Here is a 19,723-nt window from a genome sequence, read left to right as displayed (position 1 = left end):
CGAGGCGAAACCGCTTCGGTGCGCCGCGTTTTTGCGATGACCTTTCAGTCTTTCGGTCTTCCAGCCTTCCAGTCTATTCCTTCCGGTACGGCGCAAGCGCCTCGGTGAGTCGCTCGTCGAAGCGCTCCGGGTGCGGCGCAAAATCGAGTTCGGTCTTGGCGCGTTCCACCGATCCATCGTTGTCGTAGCAAAGAATGTAGACGCCCATCTTCGTCATGAGCGGCGCGTCTTTCTTGCCCAACAAGCGCGCGATGGCCTCGGACGCGTACGCCGCGCCCTTGGCGGCAAAGCGCGGGAATGAGAGCTTCGGTGGCGCAAGTTCGAGCCGCGCGCAGATCGCCTCGGCCAGATCGCGGAACGTCCGCGCGTCGTCGTCGTCCACGTTGTAGGCGCGGCCTTTCGCGGCGTCCTTCTCGAGTGTCAGCCGCACGATCTGCACGGCGTTGGAGACGTGCGTCAGCCCGAGGCGCGCCTTGCCCCCCGCGATGTACGGAAGATTCTTTTTGCGGAATCCGTCGATGATCTTCGGGAAGAACTGCCCGTCGCGCGGGCCCCACACCATGCCGGGGCGGATCGTCGTCGCCTCGATCTCGCCGCGCTCGTGCGCGTCCCACGTCACGCGCTCGGCGTCCACCTTGCTCTCGCCGTAGAGCATGCCCGTCTTGCGCATTGGCGCGTCCTCGGAAATGGCGGTCAGGTGTTTGTCGCCATTGCCGTAAACGGACATGGAGCTGATCTGCACGAAACGGCGCACGCCGCCGCGGACGCACGCCGCGACGAGCCGCCGCGTGCCCTCGACATTCGTGTGGTGGAACTGCTCGCGCGTGCCCCACTCGCCGACCTTCGCCGCGCCGTGAACGACCGCATCCGCGCCGTCAAGCGCGCGATCGAGAGCGGCGTCATCCAGTAGGTCGCCGGTGACGATCGTGAAGCCATCGGCGGAAAACGGCAGGCGCGCCGGATCGCGCACGAGCAGCGTCACGTCGTGCCCGTCCGCGCGCAACGCCTCGGCGACGTGCGATCCGATGAAACCCGTCGCGCCCGTTAGCATGATGCGCATGCTCGTCTCCACGAGAAAAGAGCAAAGAGAAAAGAGGTTAACGCGAACGTGCTATCGAGGCGAGGGCTCTTGTCGGCGATGGCCCGGCCGCGCGCGCCCGCCGTGCCGTAGCCTTGGTGACGGCGGGTCAGGGAGCCGGTTTCATGCGAATCGCGAAAGGATCAAACGAAAAAGCGTCGCGAAGGCGGCGCGTCACTCGATCCCCAATCCTCGATCCTTAATCCTCGTTTATGCTTCCTCGACGCGCGTGAGTCCCATACGGGCAAGGTAAGCGGCGAGCTTTTCGTCGCCGGAGAGGAACGCGAGGTAGGGCAAAAGCCCCGCGCGATGCACGGAGGCGGCAAGCTCCGCGAGGCCGAGCATGTACACCTCACGCACCGAACGCAGGTCGATAACGATCCGCAGGCCGCCGTGGCAAATCCCTTCGAGGGCGCGAGTCGCGAGCGACCGCGCGACGAAAACATTCATCGTCGCCGGCGCCAGCAGAATCGACGTACCGGACATGCCGGGCGCGGCGGTGATTTGAAGGTCGTGTTCCATTTCGTGCGTGTGCGTCTTCATGGTCCGTCGGCTCCGGGAATTTTTCTGGTCTTTGGCGCTTTTCATGCGGGGGAATACCGCAAGCGACGTGCCAGTTATCGGCGAAGCCCATGACAAGGATGAGGCGAACGCGTAACGATTGGAAAACACTCCAATATTTCTTCGTCGTTGCGCAAGGGCGAAGCGAGCCGCCGCGTAACGCGCGGCCGTTTCGCGCGGTGCGGCCTTCGCACTTCGACACAAATCGGCATCGTGTTTTCCAAAAATGTAAAACCTGAAGGGGCGGCGCCGTCAGTGGCCGATGATGCGGCCGGCCTTCCATTCGCCGTACGCAAGCAGGTCTTTTTCGAAGAGCTTGAGCACGGCGGCGACGACGGCCGCGTCGTCGATCAGGCCGATGCCGGGTATGAAATCCGGCACCACGTCGAGCGGGTTGAGCACGTACAGCAACGCGAAGACGATTCCCGCGACCGTGCGATAGGGGATCTTGCGATACTGCCCGCCCCGGTAGTCGCGCACCATCGAGATCAGCAGCTTCACGTCATCGACGAAGCGGTAGAGCGGACCGCGCATCTTTTCCATGATGCGGTCCGGCGAGAGCAGCACCTCGTCGAGCTCGTGCTCCGAGACGTTCTGCGCGCCTCGTTCGATGAATTCGCGTTCGCTGGGTTCAGGCGCGTTCATACGGCCATCATCGCACAACGCATGCGACGGCGCGACCCGCGCATGTCACGGTGATTCCGAATTCACCGCGGAGGTTACCAGGGACACAGCGCGGCGAAGCCGCAAGCAAATTCATCGTGCCCGTGCCCGTGCCCGATGGAATAGTCTGGAAGGCTGAAAGACTGGAAGGCTGGAAGGTCATCGCAGGACGGCATCCGCGGATTTCGCAGACATTTTGTCTTTCACGCCGACGACGCGGCCCCGACCTTTATCTGCGATCGGCGTAATCTGCGGATAGAAAAAACTTCCCGTGAAAACAATCCCCCATTCAGAAAATCACCGTGAACCGAAGCACGCCCGCGTAGAACGTATAGACCTCGACCTGGTTGTCGACGTCCTCGCCGTGCGCGAATTCGAGATCGGTCGAGACGACGCCGGCCTTGGCGGCAAGGCCCAGCGTGGCGGATGCGCCGACGAACGCATCGACGCCGGCGATCGCGTTGCCGCCGAAGCCGTGCGTGTCCTCGGAGTCGTCCCGCGTGCCGCTGCCGGCGGGAAAGCGGGCCTCGTAAGTCGAAAGCACGATCATCGGCGCGAGCGCGACGTGCGCGGCGACAAAATCGCCCGTGATCCCGAAACGCGGGCCGAGCGATCCGGTGAGATGCGTCAGGGAAAGGGCGCCGTATCGGTCGCGCTCGGTCTCCTGGTGTTCGGAGTAAAGCACATCGATATCCAACGCGAGCCAATCGGTGAAGCCGTAGGTAATGTTCGCGCCGTACGCGAAGTCCGCGGCGAACAATTCGCCGAGCTTGCCGGTGAACGCCAGGCCGCCGACCTGGGGCGCGAGCGCGCCTTCGTCCGCCTCGACGGCGCGCGCGGGCGCGGCCGACGCAACAAGTCCGGCCACGACGGCGAGGACGAGAAGGTGTCGGACGAGAGGTTTCACGTGCGTCCTAGAAGGAGAACACCAGGCGCGCGGTCGCGGTGATCGCGACAAGGCCCGTGTCCACGATTTCCTGCACGCTGAAATATTCGTAGCGGAGCCGGGCGCCGAGCAGCACGCGGTCGAGCGTGGCGCCGCCCTCGGTTTCCCAGAGCGAAAAATCGGCGCCGCCGCCGATGTTGAGGTAGGGGTCCTGCTCCCAGATCTTTCCCGTCGCCGATTCCGGTTCGTATTTCATGATCGCGGCGCCGGCGCCCACGGAGATGTACGGCTGAATGCGGCGGCCGGTGAAAAAATAGCCGATGTTCGCCGAAAAGGTATCGACGTTGAGGTTGAAGACCTCGACGTCGTCGCTGTCCAGATCGTGCGTTTCGCCGTGGCTGCGGCTGTGCAGATAGCTGACGCCGAACGACACGTTGCGCGACCACGCGAAGTCGAAAATCTTCTCGATCGTGCCGCCGTACGCAAGGGCGGGACGCACGGTGATTTCGCGCGTGCCCGTTTGATAAAGATAGAGCCAGCGCCCGCCGCCTTCAGGCGACGGCATGAAACGCGTGTCCTTCGCCCACGCGCCGGGCGCGGCCAGAAGGATCAGCGTCGCGGCGACAAGGATCGCCGCTAGGCGCGAGGAGGTTTCGGTCAACGGCGGACCTTCCGCTTGGTGCCAAACGACGGCTTTCGCCGGCGCGATTCCCGGGAAAAAGCGCCCACACGTTATCCGATTCGCCCGCGAACGCAAATATGCGCAATGGAGGATCGAGGATTGAGGATTGAGGATCGAGTGCGAGCAAGCGATTGCCCGGGGCGATCTCGGGCGGTGGAAAAGCCGATTTTCGTCCGGGTTGTCGCCACCGTCGCCTGCGCCGTCCACTCAATCCTCAATCCTCGATCCTCAATCCTCGCGACAATCCTCGATCCTCGATCGTATTTGTGCTAATGATTCGCCATTCATTTGAGGGAGAATTTGAAGGTGCGTTCAAACACGAACATTCTGGCCGCGATGGTGGCGCTGCTTTTCGCGCTGTCGTTCGCGATCATCGCGTGCGTTCCCGATAGCGGCGACGACGACGATGACGACGACGGCGGCAGCGGCGGAGACGACGATGACGACGATGCCGCGGACGACGACGCCGCGGACGATGATTTCGGCGACGACGATTTTGACGGCACCGACGCCGCCGAGGAATGCGCCGGCGTGACCGAAGGCGAACCCGCGGAGGCCTGCCGCTCGTGCGTCGTGCAGTGCAATCTCGCTCGCCAATCCGGATTCGATCTGTCCGACGGCCCGTGCCTTGCCGAAAAGATCGTCGAGAACTGGGTGTGCGACGTGGTGCACGATCCGCGCGAGCCGGTGGATGACGTTCTCGAGAATCAGTGCGTGCAGTTTGGCGTCGTCGCCGAGCACCGGGTCGAGGTCACGCCCGACTGCGAGTTGGTGGGGCTGGAGTAAGGCCGGAAGTCGGAAAGACTGGAAGGCCGTCGCAACACGCCGTGCCCGCTCCCTGATGGTCGCGGTTCCAGCCCCTTTTTCTCCTCCGTGTTCTCCGTGGCTTCTCCGTGTGCCCGGTGTACCGCTGAATTGCGATGCCGCGAGCGGGCGCCGATAGTCGCGTAACGTGCTTGTTTCATCCGCTAATCGAAAAGCGTCTCCAGCGCGGCGCGCGGGTCGGGCGCGGCGGTGATCGGCCGGCCGACCACGATGAAGTCCGCGCCGGCGGCGATCGCCTCCGCGGGCGTCGTCACGCGCTTCTGGTCGTCCGCGTCCGCATCCCGCGGGCGCACGCCGGGCGTGACGATCAGGAACTCCTCGCCGCACACCTTGCGGATGACGGCCGCCTCCTTCGGCGAGCACACCACGCCGTCGAGCCCCGCGTTTTTCGCCATCAGCGCCAGGTGCACCGCCGGCGGGGTCGCGAGCGCCGTGATCGATTCCGGACCTTCGTCCTGATCCATGGCGTCGAGGTATTCCTTGGCGCGGCCGCGTTCGTATTTGGAGATCGCCTTCATGAGCCTCGGCATCACGTCGCCGGGCGAAAAGCGCTTGGGGTCCATCGTGTCGTAGATCGTCTCGAACTGAAACGCGCTGCCCACTTCGCCAAGCTCGCGCGCGTCCATGCTGGTCAGCACGGTGACGGCGATGACGAGCGGGCGCTTCTGACCCTCGGTCTCGGATTCGGGCGACTCGCCGAACTCGTCCGCGGCCTCGACGGCGGCCCGCATCATCTCGCGTCCGCCGAGCGCGTGGACGTTCATCATGCGCGCGCCGAGCTCGCACGCGGAACGCACCGCGCCCGCCACGGTGTTTGGGATATCGTGGTACTTGAGGTCGAGAAACACGCGATGCCCATCCTTGACCAGGTCGCTTACGATCTTCGGGCCGGCGGCGGTGAACAATTCGAGCCCGACCTTCACCGCGCCGACGCGGACGGTGTCGTCCTTGCCGCCGGCGAGCGCCGCGGCCCACTTGCGGGCCTGCTTCGGGTCGGGGGTATCCAGGGCAACGATGACGCGTTCGTAGGGAGTCAGGGTTTCCTCCGGGAAGTCTGGAAATTTTCGATTTCGATCGCGCGGCGCGGGGGCCGCGTCATTGGCTTTTTAGACCGGCGGTTTCGGAATGTCCGTTGACACCGGCGGGCGCAGCGCGTCCTCGACGATCGCCACGAGGCGCGCGGCGATCTCGCCGACCGGCACGCGCTCGGGCGCTTCGTCGGGTTTCGCGCGGAATTTCAGCTCGACCACGCCGTCGGCCAGCCCCTTGGCGCCGACGTTGACGCGCAGCGGGATGCCCAAAAGGTCCGCGTCCTTGAACTTCACGCCCGCGCGCTCGTCGCGGTCGTCGTACAATACGTCGATCCCCGCGTCGAGCAGCTCGCTGTAGAGACGTTCCGCGGCCCCGGCGACTTCGCCCTTCGGGTTGATCGCCGTGACGATGACGGAAAACGGCGCGATCGGGATCGGCCAGACGATGCCGTTTTCGTCGTGGTTCTGCTCGATCGATGCCGCCGCCGTGCGCCCGATGCCAAGGCCGTAGCAGCCCATCACCGCGGGCGCCTGCTCCCCGGTTTCAAGCTGCACGACGCACCCCATCGCCGCGGAATAGTTCGTGCCGAGCTTGAAGATGTGCCCGACCTCGATGCCGCGATCGACGCGAAGCTTCCCGCCCTCGCAGCGCGGGCACGGATCGCCCGCCGCCGCGTCGCGGATGTCCGCGTACAGGGTCGGCGTGAAGTCGCGGCCGGGATTGACGTTGACGTGGTGCGCGTCGGCCTTGTTCGCGCCGGTGACGCCATTTTCGACGCGTTCGATCTCGTAGTCGGCGATCGTCTTCACGGCAAGGCCGACCGGCCCGGCGAATCCGACGGGCGCGCCGGTCGCCTTTTCCGTGGTTTCCGGATCGGCCAGCGCGACCTCATCCGCGTCGAGCAGATTTTTCAGCTTGATCTCGTTGACCTCGCGATCGCCGCGCACCAGCACGGCGACGGTTTCGCCGTCGGCGATGTAGATCAACGTCTTGATGCAGCGGGCGGGCGCAACGGAAAGAAAACCGGCGATCTCCTCGATCGACTTCATATTCGGCGTCGCCACGGTTTCGAGCGCCTTCGGCTCTTCCCGCGACGCGGGCGCGGACGCGCGGTGCGTCACCGCCTTTTCGATATTCGCGGCGAAATCGCACGCCTCGCACGAGACGACGACGGATTCGCCCGTGTCGGCGAGCACCATGAATTCGGACGAAAACGACCCGCCGATCGTGCCGGAATCGGCCTCTACCGCGCGGAAGCGGAACCCGAAGCGGCGGAAGATGCGGTGGTACGCCACGCGCATCTTCTCGTAGCTTTCGTCCGCGCCGGCGTCGTTGGCGTCGAAGCTGTAGGCGTCCTTCATGATGAACTCGCGCCCGCGCATCAAGCCGAAGCGCGGGCGGATTTCGTCGCGGAATTTCGTATTGATCTGGTAGAGATTCACCGGCAGCTCGCGATAGCTGCGCACGTCGCGGCGGACGATGTTGGTGATGACCTCTTCCGCGGTCGGCGAGAAGCAGAACTCGCGCTCGTGCCGATCCTTGATACGCAGGAGTTCGGCGCCGTATTTCTGCCAGCGGCCGGACTCCTGCCACAGCTCCGCGGGCTGGATGACGGGCACGAGCACCTCGAGCGCGCCGGCGCGGTTCATCTCCTCGCGCACGATCGCCTCGACCTTGCGAAACACGCGCAGCCCGAGGGGCAGCACGTCGTAGATGCCCGCGGCGGTCTTGCGGATCATGCCCGCGCGCACCATGAGCTGGTGGCTGATCACCTCCGCCTCGGCGGGGTTCTCTTTGAGCGTCGGAATGAAGAATTGCGAGTAGCGCATGGGGGCCTTATAGGGGCGGGGATGGGGGCGCGTCAAATGCGAGGCGGTCAGCCCGTTACCCGTCGCGGTTTCGCAATGGACACGATGGACACCATGGACATGATGGACCGGACCCGTCGACTTTCCGCAACGCCAATCGACACCGCCCGCGACGGCGTTTCACTCAATCCTCTATCCTCGTCACAGCGCGCCATCCAGCAGATCATTCATCGCGGCGCGGTACGTTTCCTCCGCGCGGTAGCCCAGGCAGTAGCCTTCCTCGTAGAAGTCCGGATGGTCGAGTTCGTGGAAATCCGTTTTCGGCACCATGTAGCCGATTTCGTCGCCCGTGAGCGCCATGTGCATCGGCACGGCGATGTCGCGGCCGTCGAACACGCCCGTCATCGCGGGATAGTCAAACACGCCGTAGGTACCGCCGTAATCATGCGACGACGCCTCGCGCCCGATGATCGTCTCGGGGAACGTCTCGCCCGGCGAGGTGACAAGCACGATATCGCCGAGCCGCACGACGCCGATCTGCTCCCTGACGCACGGCATCAGGCCGCACGTCGCCGCGTCAAACAGGAGATCCTGCAATTCGTAATCGACAAGGCCGATGACAAACAGCGCGAGAAGGAACGGGTTCGTTCCGGGGATCGGCGTGTCGGCGACGCTCACCGCAAGCGTGGGCGCGGCGTCCGGCGTCGCCCCATCGAGCGCGTCCAGCGCGGCGTCGGCCAGAAGCCACCCGAGGCTGCGCGTTTTTTCCCACGTGCCTTCGCTCAAATAGACCTGCCCATTCCCGTCGATGATCCGGTCGCCGTTTTCGTCGAGCGCCGGCACCTTCACCCCAAGCGGCGTCGATAGCCCGCCGACCGCGCCCGTCAGATAAACCGCCGTGCCGCCGTCGAGCGACTCGATCCGATCGCGCAGATAACCGGGGAAGTCGGAGGTGAATTCCTTCGAGCCGATCACCACCTCCGGGTGCGTGTGCCAGTTGACGAGCGTCGCGACGACGCCGTCCTCGTCATCGACAAAGCGTGCGGCGGAATAATACGGAATGACGCGCACCGGCTTGCGCGAGTCGCGTTGAAGGAACGGATCGTTCGTGCCCGGATCGTCGAATGTCTCGGTGGCCGCCTGCATCGTCACCGGGACAAGCTCGGCCCAGATCGAAAGCACGAGCTCCACGATCGTCTCGTGCAGGAACTTGTTGTAGGTCGCGTCCGCGCCGGTGTGCAGATAATCCGGCCCCCAGATGCCCATCGTGTCCGGGCCTTCGTGGTTGTGCGTCGACTGGATCAGCACATGCGCGCCATCGAATCCCATCGCGTCGAGGTCGTCCTGAACGCGGCGGACGGGGCTGCGCGGCCAGCCCACGAGATCGAGACTGACGATGATCACGTGTTCGTCGCCCTGGGCCAGCGCCAGCGCGGAGGCGTACAGCTCGTCGTGCGTGCCGGTCGCGACGCGGTCTTGCGACGTGCCGCCCATGTAAAAAGGCTCGGGGTGATTCGTTTCGTTCGGCGTCACGACGATGCGGCCCGCCGCCGCGTAGAGCCGGCCGTCGTCGGGCGGGAAGTCGATCAGATCGTCGTCGCCGGTATCGTCGTCGCCCGTGTCGTCATCGGATGTATCGTCGTCGCCGGTGTCGTCATCGGACGCGTCGTCATCGATCGTGTCGTCGTCGGATGTATCGTCGTCGCTCGTGTCGTCATCGTCCGTGTCGTCATCACCCGTGTCGTCATCGCCGGTGTCATCGTCATCGGATGCGTCGTCATCACCCGCGTCGTCATCGGTGTCATCGTCGGCCGCATCGTCGTCCGAGGCGTCGTCGTCCACGCCCGGCAGGTCGCCGGTGTCCGCGTCGTCATCGTCGTCGCCGCACGAACAGCCGGCGGCAAACGCAAGTATCATCGCGAGAACGCAGAACGCGCCGCGCGAAATCATTGTCGTGGTCATGTTTCGTCCAGCCCGGCGAGCGCCGCGCGCAAGCCGGCCCAAGGCGGCCGTTAAAGGGGCCGCATTTTACGCGCGACGGTCCGCGGCATCAATGCGCCGGGATTCGACTCCAAACGCACCGTGGACAAAATGGACGATATGGACTTGAAGGACAGAATGGGCGTCGTGACCGGTCTCGTCGAAGCGCGCGATCGTCTTCGCCGCGATCTTCTCGCCGCGGGCGAAGCGGCGATCGCGAGCGTGCACGCGGGCGCGTGCGTGGCAGAGGCGCTGTCGCGCGACGGCAACGCGATTTTTGTGAATGGCGGCCGCATTGTGAGTCGGGCCGTCGATCGCGCCGTCATCGTCGCCGCCGGCAAGGCGGCGCGGCCGATGGCGGACGCCGCGCTCGCGAAACTCGGCGACATCGTGACCGAGGCGCTTGTCATCGCCCCGATGGACGACGAACAACCCGCGCCGGCCGATCCGCGCGTGCGCGTGATGGTCGGCGAGCATCCCGTGCCGGGCCGGGGGAGCCTGGCTGCCGCGCGCGCGGCGATGTCGATGGCGCGCGCGGCCGATGAAAAGACTTTTCTTCTCGTGCTGCTTTCCGGCGGTGCGTCGGCGCTGATGGCCGCACCGGCCGACTGGCTCTTCTTCGGCGAAAAACGCTCCCTTGTGCGCGCGCTCCTCGCGTCCGGCGCATCGATTTCGGAGGTCAACGCCGTTCGCCGGCGCGTGTCGTCCGTGAAGGGCGGGCGCCTGGCGATGGCCGCGCGGCGCACATCAATCGTGACGCTCGCGGTCTCCGACGTGCCTGGCGACGATCCGTGCGACATCGGTTCCGGTCCGACCGTGTTCGACGGCCCGCCTTGCTCGGAGGCGATCGCCGCGCTCATCCGATACGGGCTCGCCGGCGATTTTCCCTACATCCGGGAGATGCTGGGACGGGAATCGACACTTGAGATCGAACGGGTCGTCGCGGGTTCGCCGGCCGCGCCGTCGCTCGGGCCTTTCGCGGTCATCGCCACAAACGCCGGCGCGCGCAAGGCAGCGGCGGACGAACTTTCGCGGCGCGGGTACGTCGTGCGCGTCATCGACGATTGGCTCGACGACGCCGTCGCGGACGCGGCGGATCGGCTCGCGCGCGATTTCGACGCGCTCGCGTCCGGCGAACAATCGTGCGCGCTTGTCGCCGGCGGCGAGGTTCGCATCGGCGCGCGAAACGCGGCCGGCCGCGGCGGGCGCTGCACGGAACTGGCGGCGCATCTGGCGATGCGGATGGCGTCGATGCCCGGATCGGCGGTCCTCGCGCTTGCGACCGACGGCCGCGACGGCACAAGCGAAACCGGCGGGGCGATGGCGTTTGGCGACACGATCGCGCGTGCCCTGTCCGCGCGGATCGACGTCCACGGCGCGATCGCCCGGCACGATACGGCGCGGATCTTTACGCGGCTCGGCGACGCACTGCCCGTGCGCGTGACGGCGACGAACGTTGCGGATATCGTGGTGCTGGTGCGGCGAGGATCGGGGATTGAGGATTGAGGATCGAGTTGCCACCGCTTCAAGCGGGGTTGCCGTTCCCGGTTCAAGGGCTTACCGCTCTGCTCTCTCCGTGTACCGCCGGATGCGATGCGCGCGTTCAGCCCGCCGCCACCTTTGGCTCGACGAACTGCTCCTCCGGCTCCTCGGGCTCGCCAAGCTCGCGGGCAATCACGTTTCGCGCAAGGCGCGCGAGCTGGTGCGCGTCGAGCCCTTCGGGTTCGATCGGGTGGTGCCAGACGATCTCGGCGTCGCCCGGATACAACGCGTAGCGTTTGGGCGGGTTGATCGCGGCCGTACCCTTGAGCGTGACGGGCACGACAGGAACGTTCAGATGTTTGGCCAGATGAAACGCGCCCATCTTGAACGGTTGCAGGCGGCCGTTGCGCGTGCGCGTGCCTTCCGCGAACACCATGACCGAGCGCCGGCGGCGCTTGAGCTGCTCGCAGACGCGGTCCAGACGAGAAAAATCGGTGCGTCCCTTACGCCGGTCCACCGGCACGTGCCCGGTGATCGACAGCGCCCACCCAAATATCGGCACCTTGAACAGGTTCTTCTTGGCGAAAAAGCGGATCGGGACCGGGGATGAGATAAAGACGGCCGGAATGTCGATCGTGCTCAGGTGATTGCTGACGATGACGTAGCTTCGATTCGGGTCGAACGCGGGCGCCATGCGGCATGTCAGACGCAGTCCGCAGAGCCTCGCGGTGAAACGCGCCCAACGCAACGCGCAACGGTCGTGGATGTCCGAGTCGCGGCGAACGAGCGTCCCGGCGATCGCGACGGACCCGTAGTACACGGTGGCGGCCGCATAAAGGGGATACATCCAGCAAAAACGGAAATTCGGTATATTCATGGGTTCGCGGCGACGCCCGTTCGCGTGCCGGAGTCCGTTTGACAACGCGAAGGGGAATCGACTATATAACCCCGTCTTTTGGGCCGGAGCAAGTCATGAACAGCATCGATATGATTGAACGGGCGCAGGAAAAGCCCGCGCTGCCTTCCTTCGCGCCGGGCGACACCGTTCGCGTGAACGTCCGCATCACCGAGGGCGACAAGAGCCGCGTGCAGCCGTACGAGGGCGTGGTCATCGGCATCCGCAACCGCGTGAACCGCGGATCATTCACCGTGCGCAAGGTCAGCCACGGCGGCATTGGCGTGGAACGCACATTCCCGTTTTATTCGCCCGCCGTCGACTCGGTGGAGGTGGTGCGACACGGCGCCGTGCGCCGCGCGAAGCTCTACTACCTGCGCGAGTTGACCGGCAAGGCCGCGCGCATCCGCGAAAAGCGAATCCGGTAGGTTTCGAAACAATCCGAAACGCGAGCGGCCGGCGATACCCGCCGGCCGTTTTTGCGTGTGCGCGAAAAGTCAAACAAAAACGGCGCGCGAAATTCCGCGCGCCGTTTTTTTCGGTCGGACTCGACTAGTTGAGGAACACGTTGATAGCGACGCCCAGGCCGAAACGCCCGCTCGTCGTATCGTAGTCCGCCTCGGCCGTCGTGGTCGTCTCGGCACCCGTGGTCGGATCGACGGTTGTCGTGACGACGTCCGCGGTGCCCGACAGCGACTCGCCGCGGTAGAAGATCGACGGCGCGATGCCGACGGTTCGCGCAACCGCGATGTTGATGCCGAGGTCGCCGCGATAACCGAAGCCGCTCGCGGAGTCGGTCGTGTCCGTTCCGGTGTCCGGCGCGAAGTCGGTCGACTCGCTCGCGAAGCCGAAGAGGATGGCGACGAACGGATCGACGTACCCGCTCAGGTCGATGAAGTACGCGCCCTGAAGACCGATCAGGAAGTCCGTCACCGTCGTGACGTTGTCGGCGTCGTCCGTCATCTGAGTGTAGTCGAAGTCAAGGCCCAAGCCGATTTCAAGACCATCGATCACGAAGTAGCCGACGCGGGTCCCAAGGCCGAACTCCGTGACGTCGGTTGTGGCATCCGGGCCTTTCTCCGGCGTCATGGTGTCCGAACCGAATGCGAGGTCGAGATTCGACCCGCCGGAGAGGAACCACGTGCCCTGATCGTACGAACTCTCGGCGGCAAACGCGGACGTCGCCAGGAGAACACCCAGCGAAACGGCCAAAAGAACCTTTACCAACTTGCCCATCTTATCACCTCCCAATGGTGGTACAAAAAAGCCTCGCGCAGGTTCGCGAACGCACCTCTCATCATCGGAATGTCAATACCTGCTTGAGCCTTTGTCGCGTAAGCATATCCATTTGCTTTCCGATGTCAAGCCAAAATTGAAGTAATCCCGCAGGTATATGCCATAACCACTGGAAATCACTGCAATTATTCGATTTTTTATGGCTTTTTGTCGCGCAATTTTACGCCTCATGACGCCGGTTTTGGAGCAAAAAGCGGAAAAATGCCGGGTCCCTTACGGGCTCCCGGCGTTTTCCGGTTCAGGCGGCGCCCCGATTGGTGCCGCTTTTTTCACGGTGTTTTCGTCAGATTCGCAATTCGGCCTCGAATTCGACCTTCAGATCGTCGATGTCCACGTCCACGTCCGTCGAGGAGGTGACCACCAAATTGCCCTGAAGATTTTCGCCGTCCATCAGGTTTTCGATTTGCGTGCGAAGGCGGCGCAGACCGTCGGGCACGACCAGCGCGTCGCCGGCCTTGATCGAGCGGCCCGGCTCCAGCCAGGTTTCAATGATGAGGTTGCCGTCGACGTTCGGATCGTCGCTGCCGACCGCCCACACGATGTGCACGGTCGAGTCGCCGTTGTTCCGGAACATGCCGGTCACGCTGGTGCTGACGACGCGCTGGAAGTTGTCCCGAGCGACTTGCGCGAACTCGGCCGGGATATGCACCACGCGCCCGAACGCCGGCGACGCGTCGAGGCGAAGATTGGCGACCTGCACCGAGTCCGCATTCACGCCCTCGGTATAGAGGATCACGTAGAAAACCGGATTCGTGTCGTTGTCGGCGAAGTACGACGCGATCTGGCTCGTCACCTCGTCGGGCGCCTGTTCAAAACCGACCGATCCCATGAGGTAGCGCGTTTCGCCCGCATCGAGGGGCACGGTGCCGATCAATACGGCCTGGGTCGCCGACGGATTCTTGTTCGGCGCGAAATAGACGTGAACGCGCCCGGGCGCGCCGGCGTAGTTCACCACCGTGCCCGAAACGGCCATCTCGACCTCGGAAAGGCCCGTCGCCTGCGCGAGCAGGTTTTCGGCCATCGTGCCGACGAACACCTCGTTCGCGACGACCGGCGCGGGTCCGCCCGCGAGGGCGTCATCGACCAGATCGAGCGTCATCGGCCCGCGCACCGGCTGGCCGTTGTAAATGCCATGATAGAAATCGACATTCTGCGTCCGCAGGTCGTCGATCGCTTCCTGGAGTTCGCCGCAACCCGTGATGGCGATCAGTACGGCCGCCATCGTGAGGAAAAGGATTTTGGTTCCGGATTCGTAACGCATGATTTTCACGCTCCCCTTGTGCCGCGTTTGCCAACGCGAAGTTCGTTCCGCGTGCATACCAGTGCGAGGAGCGTGCCAACAGGAAAATTGACGCCAAACGTCAATAAAAACAGTGCGTTACAGTTTTGGTTCGTGAGCTACGGCACACCGGGTGGGATTACGCGAAATCCGGTTTTTTCGCGGGACCGGAGATTTCGTAAGCGGCGGGCGCCGGCGGTCAGCCGGCCGAATCGCGGCGGAATTCAAAGCTGAAGTCCGGCAGTTCGATGCGGTCGCCGTTTTTGAGGAAGGATTCGACCATCTCGCGTTCGTTCAGGCGGACGTTTTCGACCTCGGAATCGCGCTTGTGAACGCGAAGGCGATCCTCGCCGCGCCTTCGCTCGATAACAAAGGCGACGTGTGGAACGTACTCGCCTTCAAGGCGCCAGTCGCACTCCGGCCCGCTGCCGACGGTGAACGCGGAACCCTCGACGGTCGATAGATCGCGTTCGTTCTGGCCGGCGAGGCCGCGCGTCATGACGAGGGTGCCGCCGATATCCCCGATCCGGGGCGGCTTGAAGACCGTCTTGCGCAACACGACGGCCGCCGCCGCCGCGATCGCCAGAATCGCCCCGAGAATGATGAGGTAAAACGGGAGATCGGAAACGGCGGTGTATCGGAATTGGAGGCGTCGCCGGGCGGCATCGCCGGCGAAGACGTGCATCGGCTTTTCGGACACCAGATCGATCGCCGTGTCCACGACGCGCGGCTCGTCCGGGGGCAGGAAATGGACGATGTACGTACCGGGGTTCGCCGCACCGCCCGCCGAAACGGGGCCGTCAGGCCCGTCGATGCGCACGGTGTTGATGTCGAACTCGACGCGAATCGCGGGTTCAATGACAAACTCGTCTCCCGCGACCGCGATCGTCACGGGCGGGATCGCGTCGTCTTTCACCTTGCGCAACGGCCACTCGCCAAGGTCGTAAACGCCGTCGTCCCCGGCGTCAGGCGCCTGGACCGTCACATCGATGCGGCCGGTCGGCGGATTCAGATCGACGTGCAGATAGATCACAAGCTCGGGCGAGCCGCTCGCCAAAAACAACGCCGGCGGCGCGCCGGCGCCGGCCGCCGTCAGGTGTACCCGCGCGGACAGGCGCTTGACGTCCTTTTCGATCAGGGTGCGAAGTCCGGTGAGAGTCGGCGACAGTTTCGCTCCCGCGCCGGCGAACGGCGGCGTAAACGTCGCATCATCCGCGGCGATACCCGCGCCCGCCGGCCAATCGTTGATGCGCGTCGGCTCCATCGACGCTTCGATCGACGCCGCATCGCCGTGGATGGAGAAACCGGACAGGTCAAGCGGGATCGACTCGCCGATCAGGCCCTTCAACGCCGCGGCGCCGACGTTCACCTCGATCGCCAGGCTCGACGGAACGAGCATGCTCTCCACGGGCGGCAAATCCTTGAGTTTGTACACGCCAAGGCCGTCGGCCGTCTGCGCGATTTTGCGCTCGGAGCGAAACTCCTCCTCCACCTCGTTGTCGGGCAGCTTGCCCTCGGCGTAGACCTTGGTCAGCCAGAAGCGGCCTTCCATTTCGCTCCGGTGCAGTTCGACGCCCTGCACAAGATGCGCGAACAGCGCCGAACGCACGTGGTTTCGGCTGTCGGTGAGCGCCATCAGCTTGTGGATGCGCTTTTCGAGATAGGCCGCGCGCTTTTCGGGATCGCCGGGGACGCGGTTTCGCAGGTAGTTCAGGCCCTCGACGATCGCCTCGTAACTCGCGGAGGTGAAAAAATCGCGCTCGGCCGCCGCTTTTTCAAGACCGGGCCACGGCACGAGCTCGGTCTGCCGCGGCGAATAGGCCGGCAGCCATTCGGCGCTCGAAAGTTTGCCGGCCTCGGGCGGCGGCGCGAATCGCGGCGGGTCGAGATAGGCGGCGAGACGGCCCGCGTCGGCGTCGTCACGGATCGCGAAAACGCGCCACGGATCGAACGGGCCGTCGGCGTCGAAATCGACGATTCCGCGCGCGTACGGCACGACGAGCACATCGACCGGCTTGGGTTGCGCGCGCACCTCCGCGACGATGCGATCGACGATGCCGGGCATGACGTTGTCGGTGCGGATGTCGTGGAAACAGCGGGGACATCCGACGTTCGAATTCGTGACATCCACCATGTACATGAAAAGGGGAACCGGCGGCGTGTCCTGCGCCGCGGACATCGAAGGCGCGGCGACGAGAATCGCGGCGATCGCGGCAATGAAGCGGACGGCGCGCGGCAAAGGGAAACGGGCTCCTTGGGATCGTTTGAGCGATTCGAGTGTACCGATGCCGGGGCGCGCGTACAATGAGGCAAAATACGCCCCGCGCGTTTGGGCGGGCGATCGAATCGGCCGTGCGGACGCACCCGGGCGCGCCGCCGCTTGCGTGCCCGCGCGAATCCGCGTCATATCGCGGCGTGCCAAGGCGATGGATCGACAACGCGCCGGCGTCCCGGGCGCGCCTGGACCGGGTTGCGCTTTTCGCGGCGGCGCCGTTTTTCGCCCTCGGCGTCGCGCTTCGATTTCGCATCGCGAATTGGCCGCTTGAAAAACTCGTTTCGACCTTCGTCGCGGATGACGCGTTTTATTACACCGAGATCGCCCGCCACATCGTTGCCGGCCACGGCCCGACGTTCGACGGTGTCAATCTCACCAACGGTTTTCACCCGCTGTGGATGCTGTTTTCGGTCGTGGCGCAATATGCCGCCGGCCCTGACCCCGAGCGCGTGCTGCGCGTATTGCTATACGGAGCAGCGGTGTGCGCGGCGATCGCCGGCGTGCTGCTGTGGTTTCTCGCGCGGCGCGTCGTGGCGCCCGAATCGGCGCTCGCTCCCGCCGCATTGATGGCCGTCTGGGGGCTCAACGCCAACATCGCCGGCGCGGAAATGATGGGCGTCGAGGCGCCGCTCGCGCTGGTTTTCGTCCTGCTCGCGACCTTTCGGCACGCCGCCTTGCGCGACGCGATGACGCCGCGCCGCGCGGCGGGGATCGGCGCGATCGCGGGGCTCGCGTTTCTGGCGCGCACCGACGCGGGCGTGTTCGCGCTCCTTCTCGGCGTCGCCGTTTTTATCGACGCGCGGCGCGCCGCGTCAGCCGCCGGCGATGTCAAAGCGACCGGCGCCGTGTGGTTTCGCGCGACGCTCGCGTACGGAACGACGTTCGTGCTTGTAGCCGCGCCGTGGTTCGCGTGGAACCTGGCGCGATTCGGCACGATCTGGCAGGACTCCGGCCGCGTGCTTTTGGCGCGCGAGCGCGCAATCTTCGCGGATTCGGGGATGACACTCCTTTCGCATCTCGCGTCGGCCGCGCGGCGTGGATTCGAAAACGAGTTCGCCGGCGTGTACGGCGGCATCTCCTCCACGGCGGCGTTTGCAATCGTCGCGATGATGGCCATTCTCGTCATCGCCATGCGGCTTTCCGGCCGGCGCGCGCCAGGCGGTCTACCCGGGCCGCTTGTCGCGTTTGGCGCGTTCGTGTGGTTTTTTTACGTTCTTTATTTCTGGCAGCAGAAGGCGTGGTATTTCCTTCCGGTTCACGCGGTGGCCGCGCTTTTCGCCGCGCGCGGCGGCGCGTATATCGAGGTCGTTTCCGCGCGGCGCGAGTCGGCGCCGTGGCGAGCCGGCCTTGCGGCCGGTGTTCCGGCGCTCGCCGTCGCGCTGTTATATATCCCCGCGCAGCGGAGCGTTTTGGCGCAGGGCATCCACCCGTGGCAGTCCGTGTATCTGAAGGTTTCGCGGGATATCGCGGGCGGGCGCGTCGCGGGCCTTTCCGCCGACGCCGTTCTCGGCGCGTTCAACGCGGGCATCCACGGCGCGTTTTCCGGGCGGCGCGTCGTCAATCTTGACGGTGTGGTGAACCCCCATATCATCGGCGCCATGCGCGAGCGCCGTTTCATGCAATACGTCCGCGAGGCCGGCGTCGACGTCATCGTCGATCACCGGAACCTCATCCTGACGTACGAGATCTTCAGCGCGCCCGGAGCGCTCGCGCCGCTTCGCCGCCTGGCGGCCTACGAAAGCGGCACGCCCGCGGGCGACGTGCTCGTTTTGGCCGTGCCGCCATTGGATGCGCCGTGAGCGCCGCCGCCGCGCTCGCCCTTTTTGTCGCCGGCGTCGCGCTTGTCGCCGGCGCGCTCGAATATTCGCACCGGCGCGAGGGCCTCGCCGCCGGGCTTGTCGCGCTCGCCGCGCCGGTCGGGTTTCTTGCCGCCGTGGCCGGGCTCGTTGCGTTTTTCGTGCCGGGTTTTTTCGGCTAGATGCCCGCTTACGATCTGCTTGCCGCGGCGTTCGGCGCCGAGTTCGTGGCCGACCCGCTGTTTTTCGCGTTTCTCGCGTCGGCCGCGTTCGCGTTCGGCGCGGTGATCGGCAGTTTTCTCAACGTGTGCGTCGCGCGCCTGCCGGCCATGTCGCTTGTGCATCAGTACCGCAAGGGCAACGAAGCCGTGCGACGCGAGCTGGCCGAAGCCATCGACGAGGACGCGGCCTCGGGGCGCGCGCGGCTCGAGGAGATGGTGCGCGAGAATGTGAACCTTTCGCGTCCACGCTCGCGCTGCCCCAACTGCAAAAATCCCGTCGCGTGGTACGACAACGTGCCGATCGCAAGCTGGCTCGTGTTGCACGCGCGGTGCCGTCATTGCGCCGAACGCATCTCGCCGGTCTATCCGCTCGTCGAGCTCGCAAGCGGCCTTTTCGCGGCGTACGCGCTTCTCGCGTTCGGACCCATCGTCGGGCCGATCTACTTTCTCGTGTTCGCCGCGCTCGTTGTCGTGACGGGCGTCGATCTTCTGATCTTCGAAATCCCGGACGAGGTCGTTCTGCCGGGCACGGTGATTGGGCTCGTCGCCGTCGCGGTGCTGCCGATTTCGTACACCGACGCGCTTGTCGGCATCGCGCTTGGCGCGGGCGTGCCGTACGCGCTCGGCAAGATCTATTTGCTCATCGCGAAAAAAGAGGGCATGGGATTTGGCGACGTGAAGCTTCTGGCGATGATCGGCGCGTTTTTCGGCTGGCGCGGCGTGCTCGTCACGCTACTGATCGCGTCGCTGACCGGTTCGATCGTCGGCATCTCGCTCATGATCGCGCGGCGTCACCGGCGCGGCGAACCGATTCCGTTCGGTCCGTTCCTCGCGCTTGGCGCGTTCGTTCACATGAACGTGGGACCGCAATTGCTCGACTGGTACCTGACGCAGTTTCGCGGGTAGTTCACGGCGTCAGGGCCGCAAACGTAGACGCGCCAGCGGCGCGGCGAAGTGCGCGGTC

At 65.0% G+C, this 19,723-nt stretch carries 18 protein-coding genes; 6 read left to right on the top strand and 12 right to left on the bottom strand.

Features of this window, described 5'->3' with window-relative positions:
- Nucleotides 1–73: 73 nt before the first annotated feature.
- From K8I61_05870 to K8I61_05850, 5 genes are all read right to left on the bottom strand, one after another.
- The gene (locus K8I61_05870) at nt 74–1,060 is read right to left on the bottom strand and encodes an NAD(P)-dependent oxidoreductase (protein MBZ0271542.1); all 987 of its coding nucleotides are present in this window, start codon (nt 1,058–1,060) and stop codon (nt 74–76) included.
- A gap of 228 nt (nt 1,061–1,288) precedes the next feature.
- Complete coding sequence (locus tag K8I61_05865) at nt 1,289–1,621, bottom strand: hypothetical protein (protein MBZ0271541.1); 333 nt, start codon at nt 1,619–1,621, stop codon at nt 1,289–1,291.
- Between the two features lie 270 nt (nt 1,622–1,891).
- The gene (locus K8I61_05860) at nt 1,892–2,284 is read right to left on the bottom strand and encodes a DUF1232 domain-containing protein (protein MBZ0271540.1); all 393 of its coding nucleotides are present in this window, start codon (nt 2,282–2,284) and stop codon (nt 1,892–1,894) included.
- Between the two features lie 307 nt (nt 2,285–2,591).
- The gene (locus K8I61_05855; GenBank protein MBZ0271539.1) at nt 2,592–3,209 is read right to left on the bottom strand and encodes a porin family protein; all 618 of its coding nucleotides are present in this window, start codon (nt 3,207–3,209) and stop codon (nt 2,592–2,594) included.
- Between the two features lie 7 nt (nt 3,210–3,216).
- A complete protein-coding gene (locus tag K8I61_05850) occupies nt 3,217–3,849 on the bottom strand; it encodes a hypothetical protein (GenBank protein ID MBZ0271538.1) in 633 nt (210 codons plus the stop codon).
- 327 nt (nt 3,850–4,176) lie between these two features.
- On the opposite strand from K8I61_05850, the gene K8I61_05845 reads away from it, so the two are divergent.
- A complete protein-coding gene (locus K8I61_05845; protein MBZ0271537.1) occupies nt 4,177–4,656 on the top strand; it encodes a hypothetical protein in 480 nt (159 codons plus the stop codon).
- A gap of 182 nt (nt 4,657–4,838) precedes the next feature.
- Here K8I61_05845 and pyrF read toward each other — a convergent pair whose 3' ends face one another.
- From pyrF to K8I61_05830, 3 genes are all read right to left on the bottom strand, one after another.
- On the bottom strand, nt 4,839–5,732 hold the full coding sequence (gene pyrF / locus K8I61_05840; protein MBZ0271536.1) for an orotidine-5'-phosphate decarboxylase: 894 nt from the start codon (nt 5,730–5,732) through the stop codon (nt 4,839–4,841).
- A 69-nt stretch (nt 5,733–5,801) separates the two neighbouring features.
- Nucleotides 5,802–7,556: a proline--tRNA ligase gene (locus K8I61_05835; GenBank protein ID MBZ0271535.1), complete on the bottom strand. Its 1,755-nt coding sequence runs from the start codon at nt 7,554–7,556 to the stop codon at nt 5,802–5,804.
- Between the two features lie 180 nt (nt 7,557–7,736).
- Nucleotides 7,737–9,497, bottom strand: coding sequence for a hypothetical protein (locus tag K8I61_05830; GenBank protein ID MBZ0271534.1), 1,761 nt, complete (start codon nt 9,495–9,497; stop codon nt 7,737–7,739).
- 144 nt (nt 9,498–9,641) lie between these two features.
- Between K8I61_05830 and K8I61_05825 the strand changes: the two genes are divergently transcribed.
- Nucleotides 9,642–11,021, top strand: coding sequence for a DUF4147 domain-containing protein (locus K8I61_05825; protein ID MBZ0271533.1), 1,380 nt, complete (start codon nt 9,642–9,644; stop codon nt 11,019–11,021).
- Between the two features lie 97 nt (nt 11,022–11,118).
- On the opposite strand, the gene K8I61_05820 is transcribed toward K8I61_05825, so the two are convergent.
- Complete coding sequence (locus tag K8I61_05820) at nt 11,119–11,874, bottom strand: 1-acyl-sn-glycerol-3-phosphate acyltransferase (GenBank protein MBZ0271532.1); 756 nt, start codon at nt 11,872–11,874, stop codon at nt 11,119–11,121.
- A gap of 95 nt (nt 11,875–11,969) precedes the next feature.
- On the opposite strand from K8I61_05820, the gene rplS reads away from it, so the two are divergent.
- Entirely contained in the window at nt 11,970–12,320 is a 351-nt protein-coding gene (gene rplS / locus K8I61_05815; GenBank protein MBZ0271531.1) for a 50S ribosomal protein L19, read from the top strand.
- Between the two features lie 124 nt (nt 12,321–12,444).
- On the opposite strand, the gene K8I61_05810 is transcribed toward rplS, so the two are convergent.
- From K8I61_05810 to K8I61_05800, 3 genes are all read right to left on the bottom strand, one after another.
- A complete protein-coding gene (locus K8I61_05810) occupies nt 12,445–13,128 on the bottom strand; it encodes a hypothetical protein (GenBank protein MBZ0271530.1) in 684 nt (227 codons plus the stop codon).
- Between the two features lie 343 nt (nt 13,129–13,471).
- Entirely contained in the window at nt 13,472–14,449 is a 978-nt protein-coding gene (locus K8I61_05805) for a hypothetical protein (protein MBZ0271529.1), read from the bottom strand.
- Nucleotides 14,450–14,666: 217 nt separating this feature from the next.
- Nucleotides 14,667–16,706 (bottom strand): hypothetical protein, encoded by a 2,040-nt coding sequence (locus tag K8I61_05800; GenBank protein ID MBZ0271528.1) that lies wholly within the window; start codon nt 16,704–16,706, stop codon nt 14,667–14,669.
- 65 nt (nt 16,707–16,771) lie between these two features.
- On the opposite strand from K8I61_05800, the gene K8I61_05795 reads away from it, so the two are divergent.
- Genes K8I61_05795 through K8I61_05785 form a run of 3 tightly spaced genes read left to right on the top strand, consistent with a single transcriptional unit; the run spans nt 16,772 to nt 19,665 of the window.
- Complete coding sequence (locus tag K8I61_05795; GenBank protein ID MBZ0271527.1) at nt 16,772–18,541, top strand: glycosyltransferase family 39 protein; 1,770 nt, start codon at nt 16,772–16,774, stop codon at nt 18,539–18,541.
- A complete protein-coding gene (locus tag K8I61_05790) occupies nt 18,538–18,720 on the top strand; it encodes a hypothetical protein (protein MBZ0271526.1) in 183 nt (60 codons plus the stop codon). Before K8I61_05795 ends, K8I61_05790 begins: the two co-directional genes overlap by 4 nt.
- On the top strand, nt 18,721–19,665 hold the full coding sequence (locus tag K8I61_05785) for an A24 family peptidase (protein ID MBZ0271525.1): 945 nt from the start codon (nt 18,721–18,723) through the stop codon (nt 19,663–19,665). It abuts the gene before it with no gap.
- The last annotated feature ends 58 nt before the right edge of the window (nt 19,666–19,723 follow it).

Source organism: bacterium (genome assembly GCA_019912885.1).
GTDB lineage: Bacteria > Lernaellota > Lernaellaia > JACKCT01 > JACKCT01 > JAIOHV01.
Note: the sequence above shows the minus strand (reverse complement) of the source record. Positions and strands in the feature narration are given on the sequence as shown.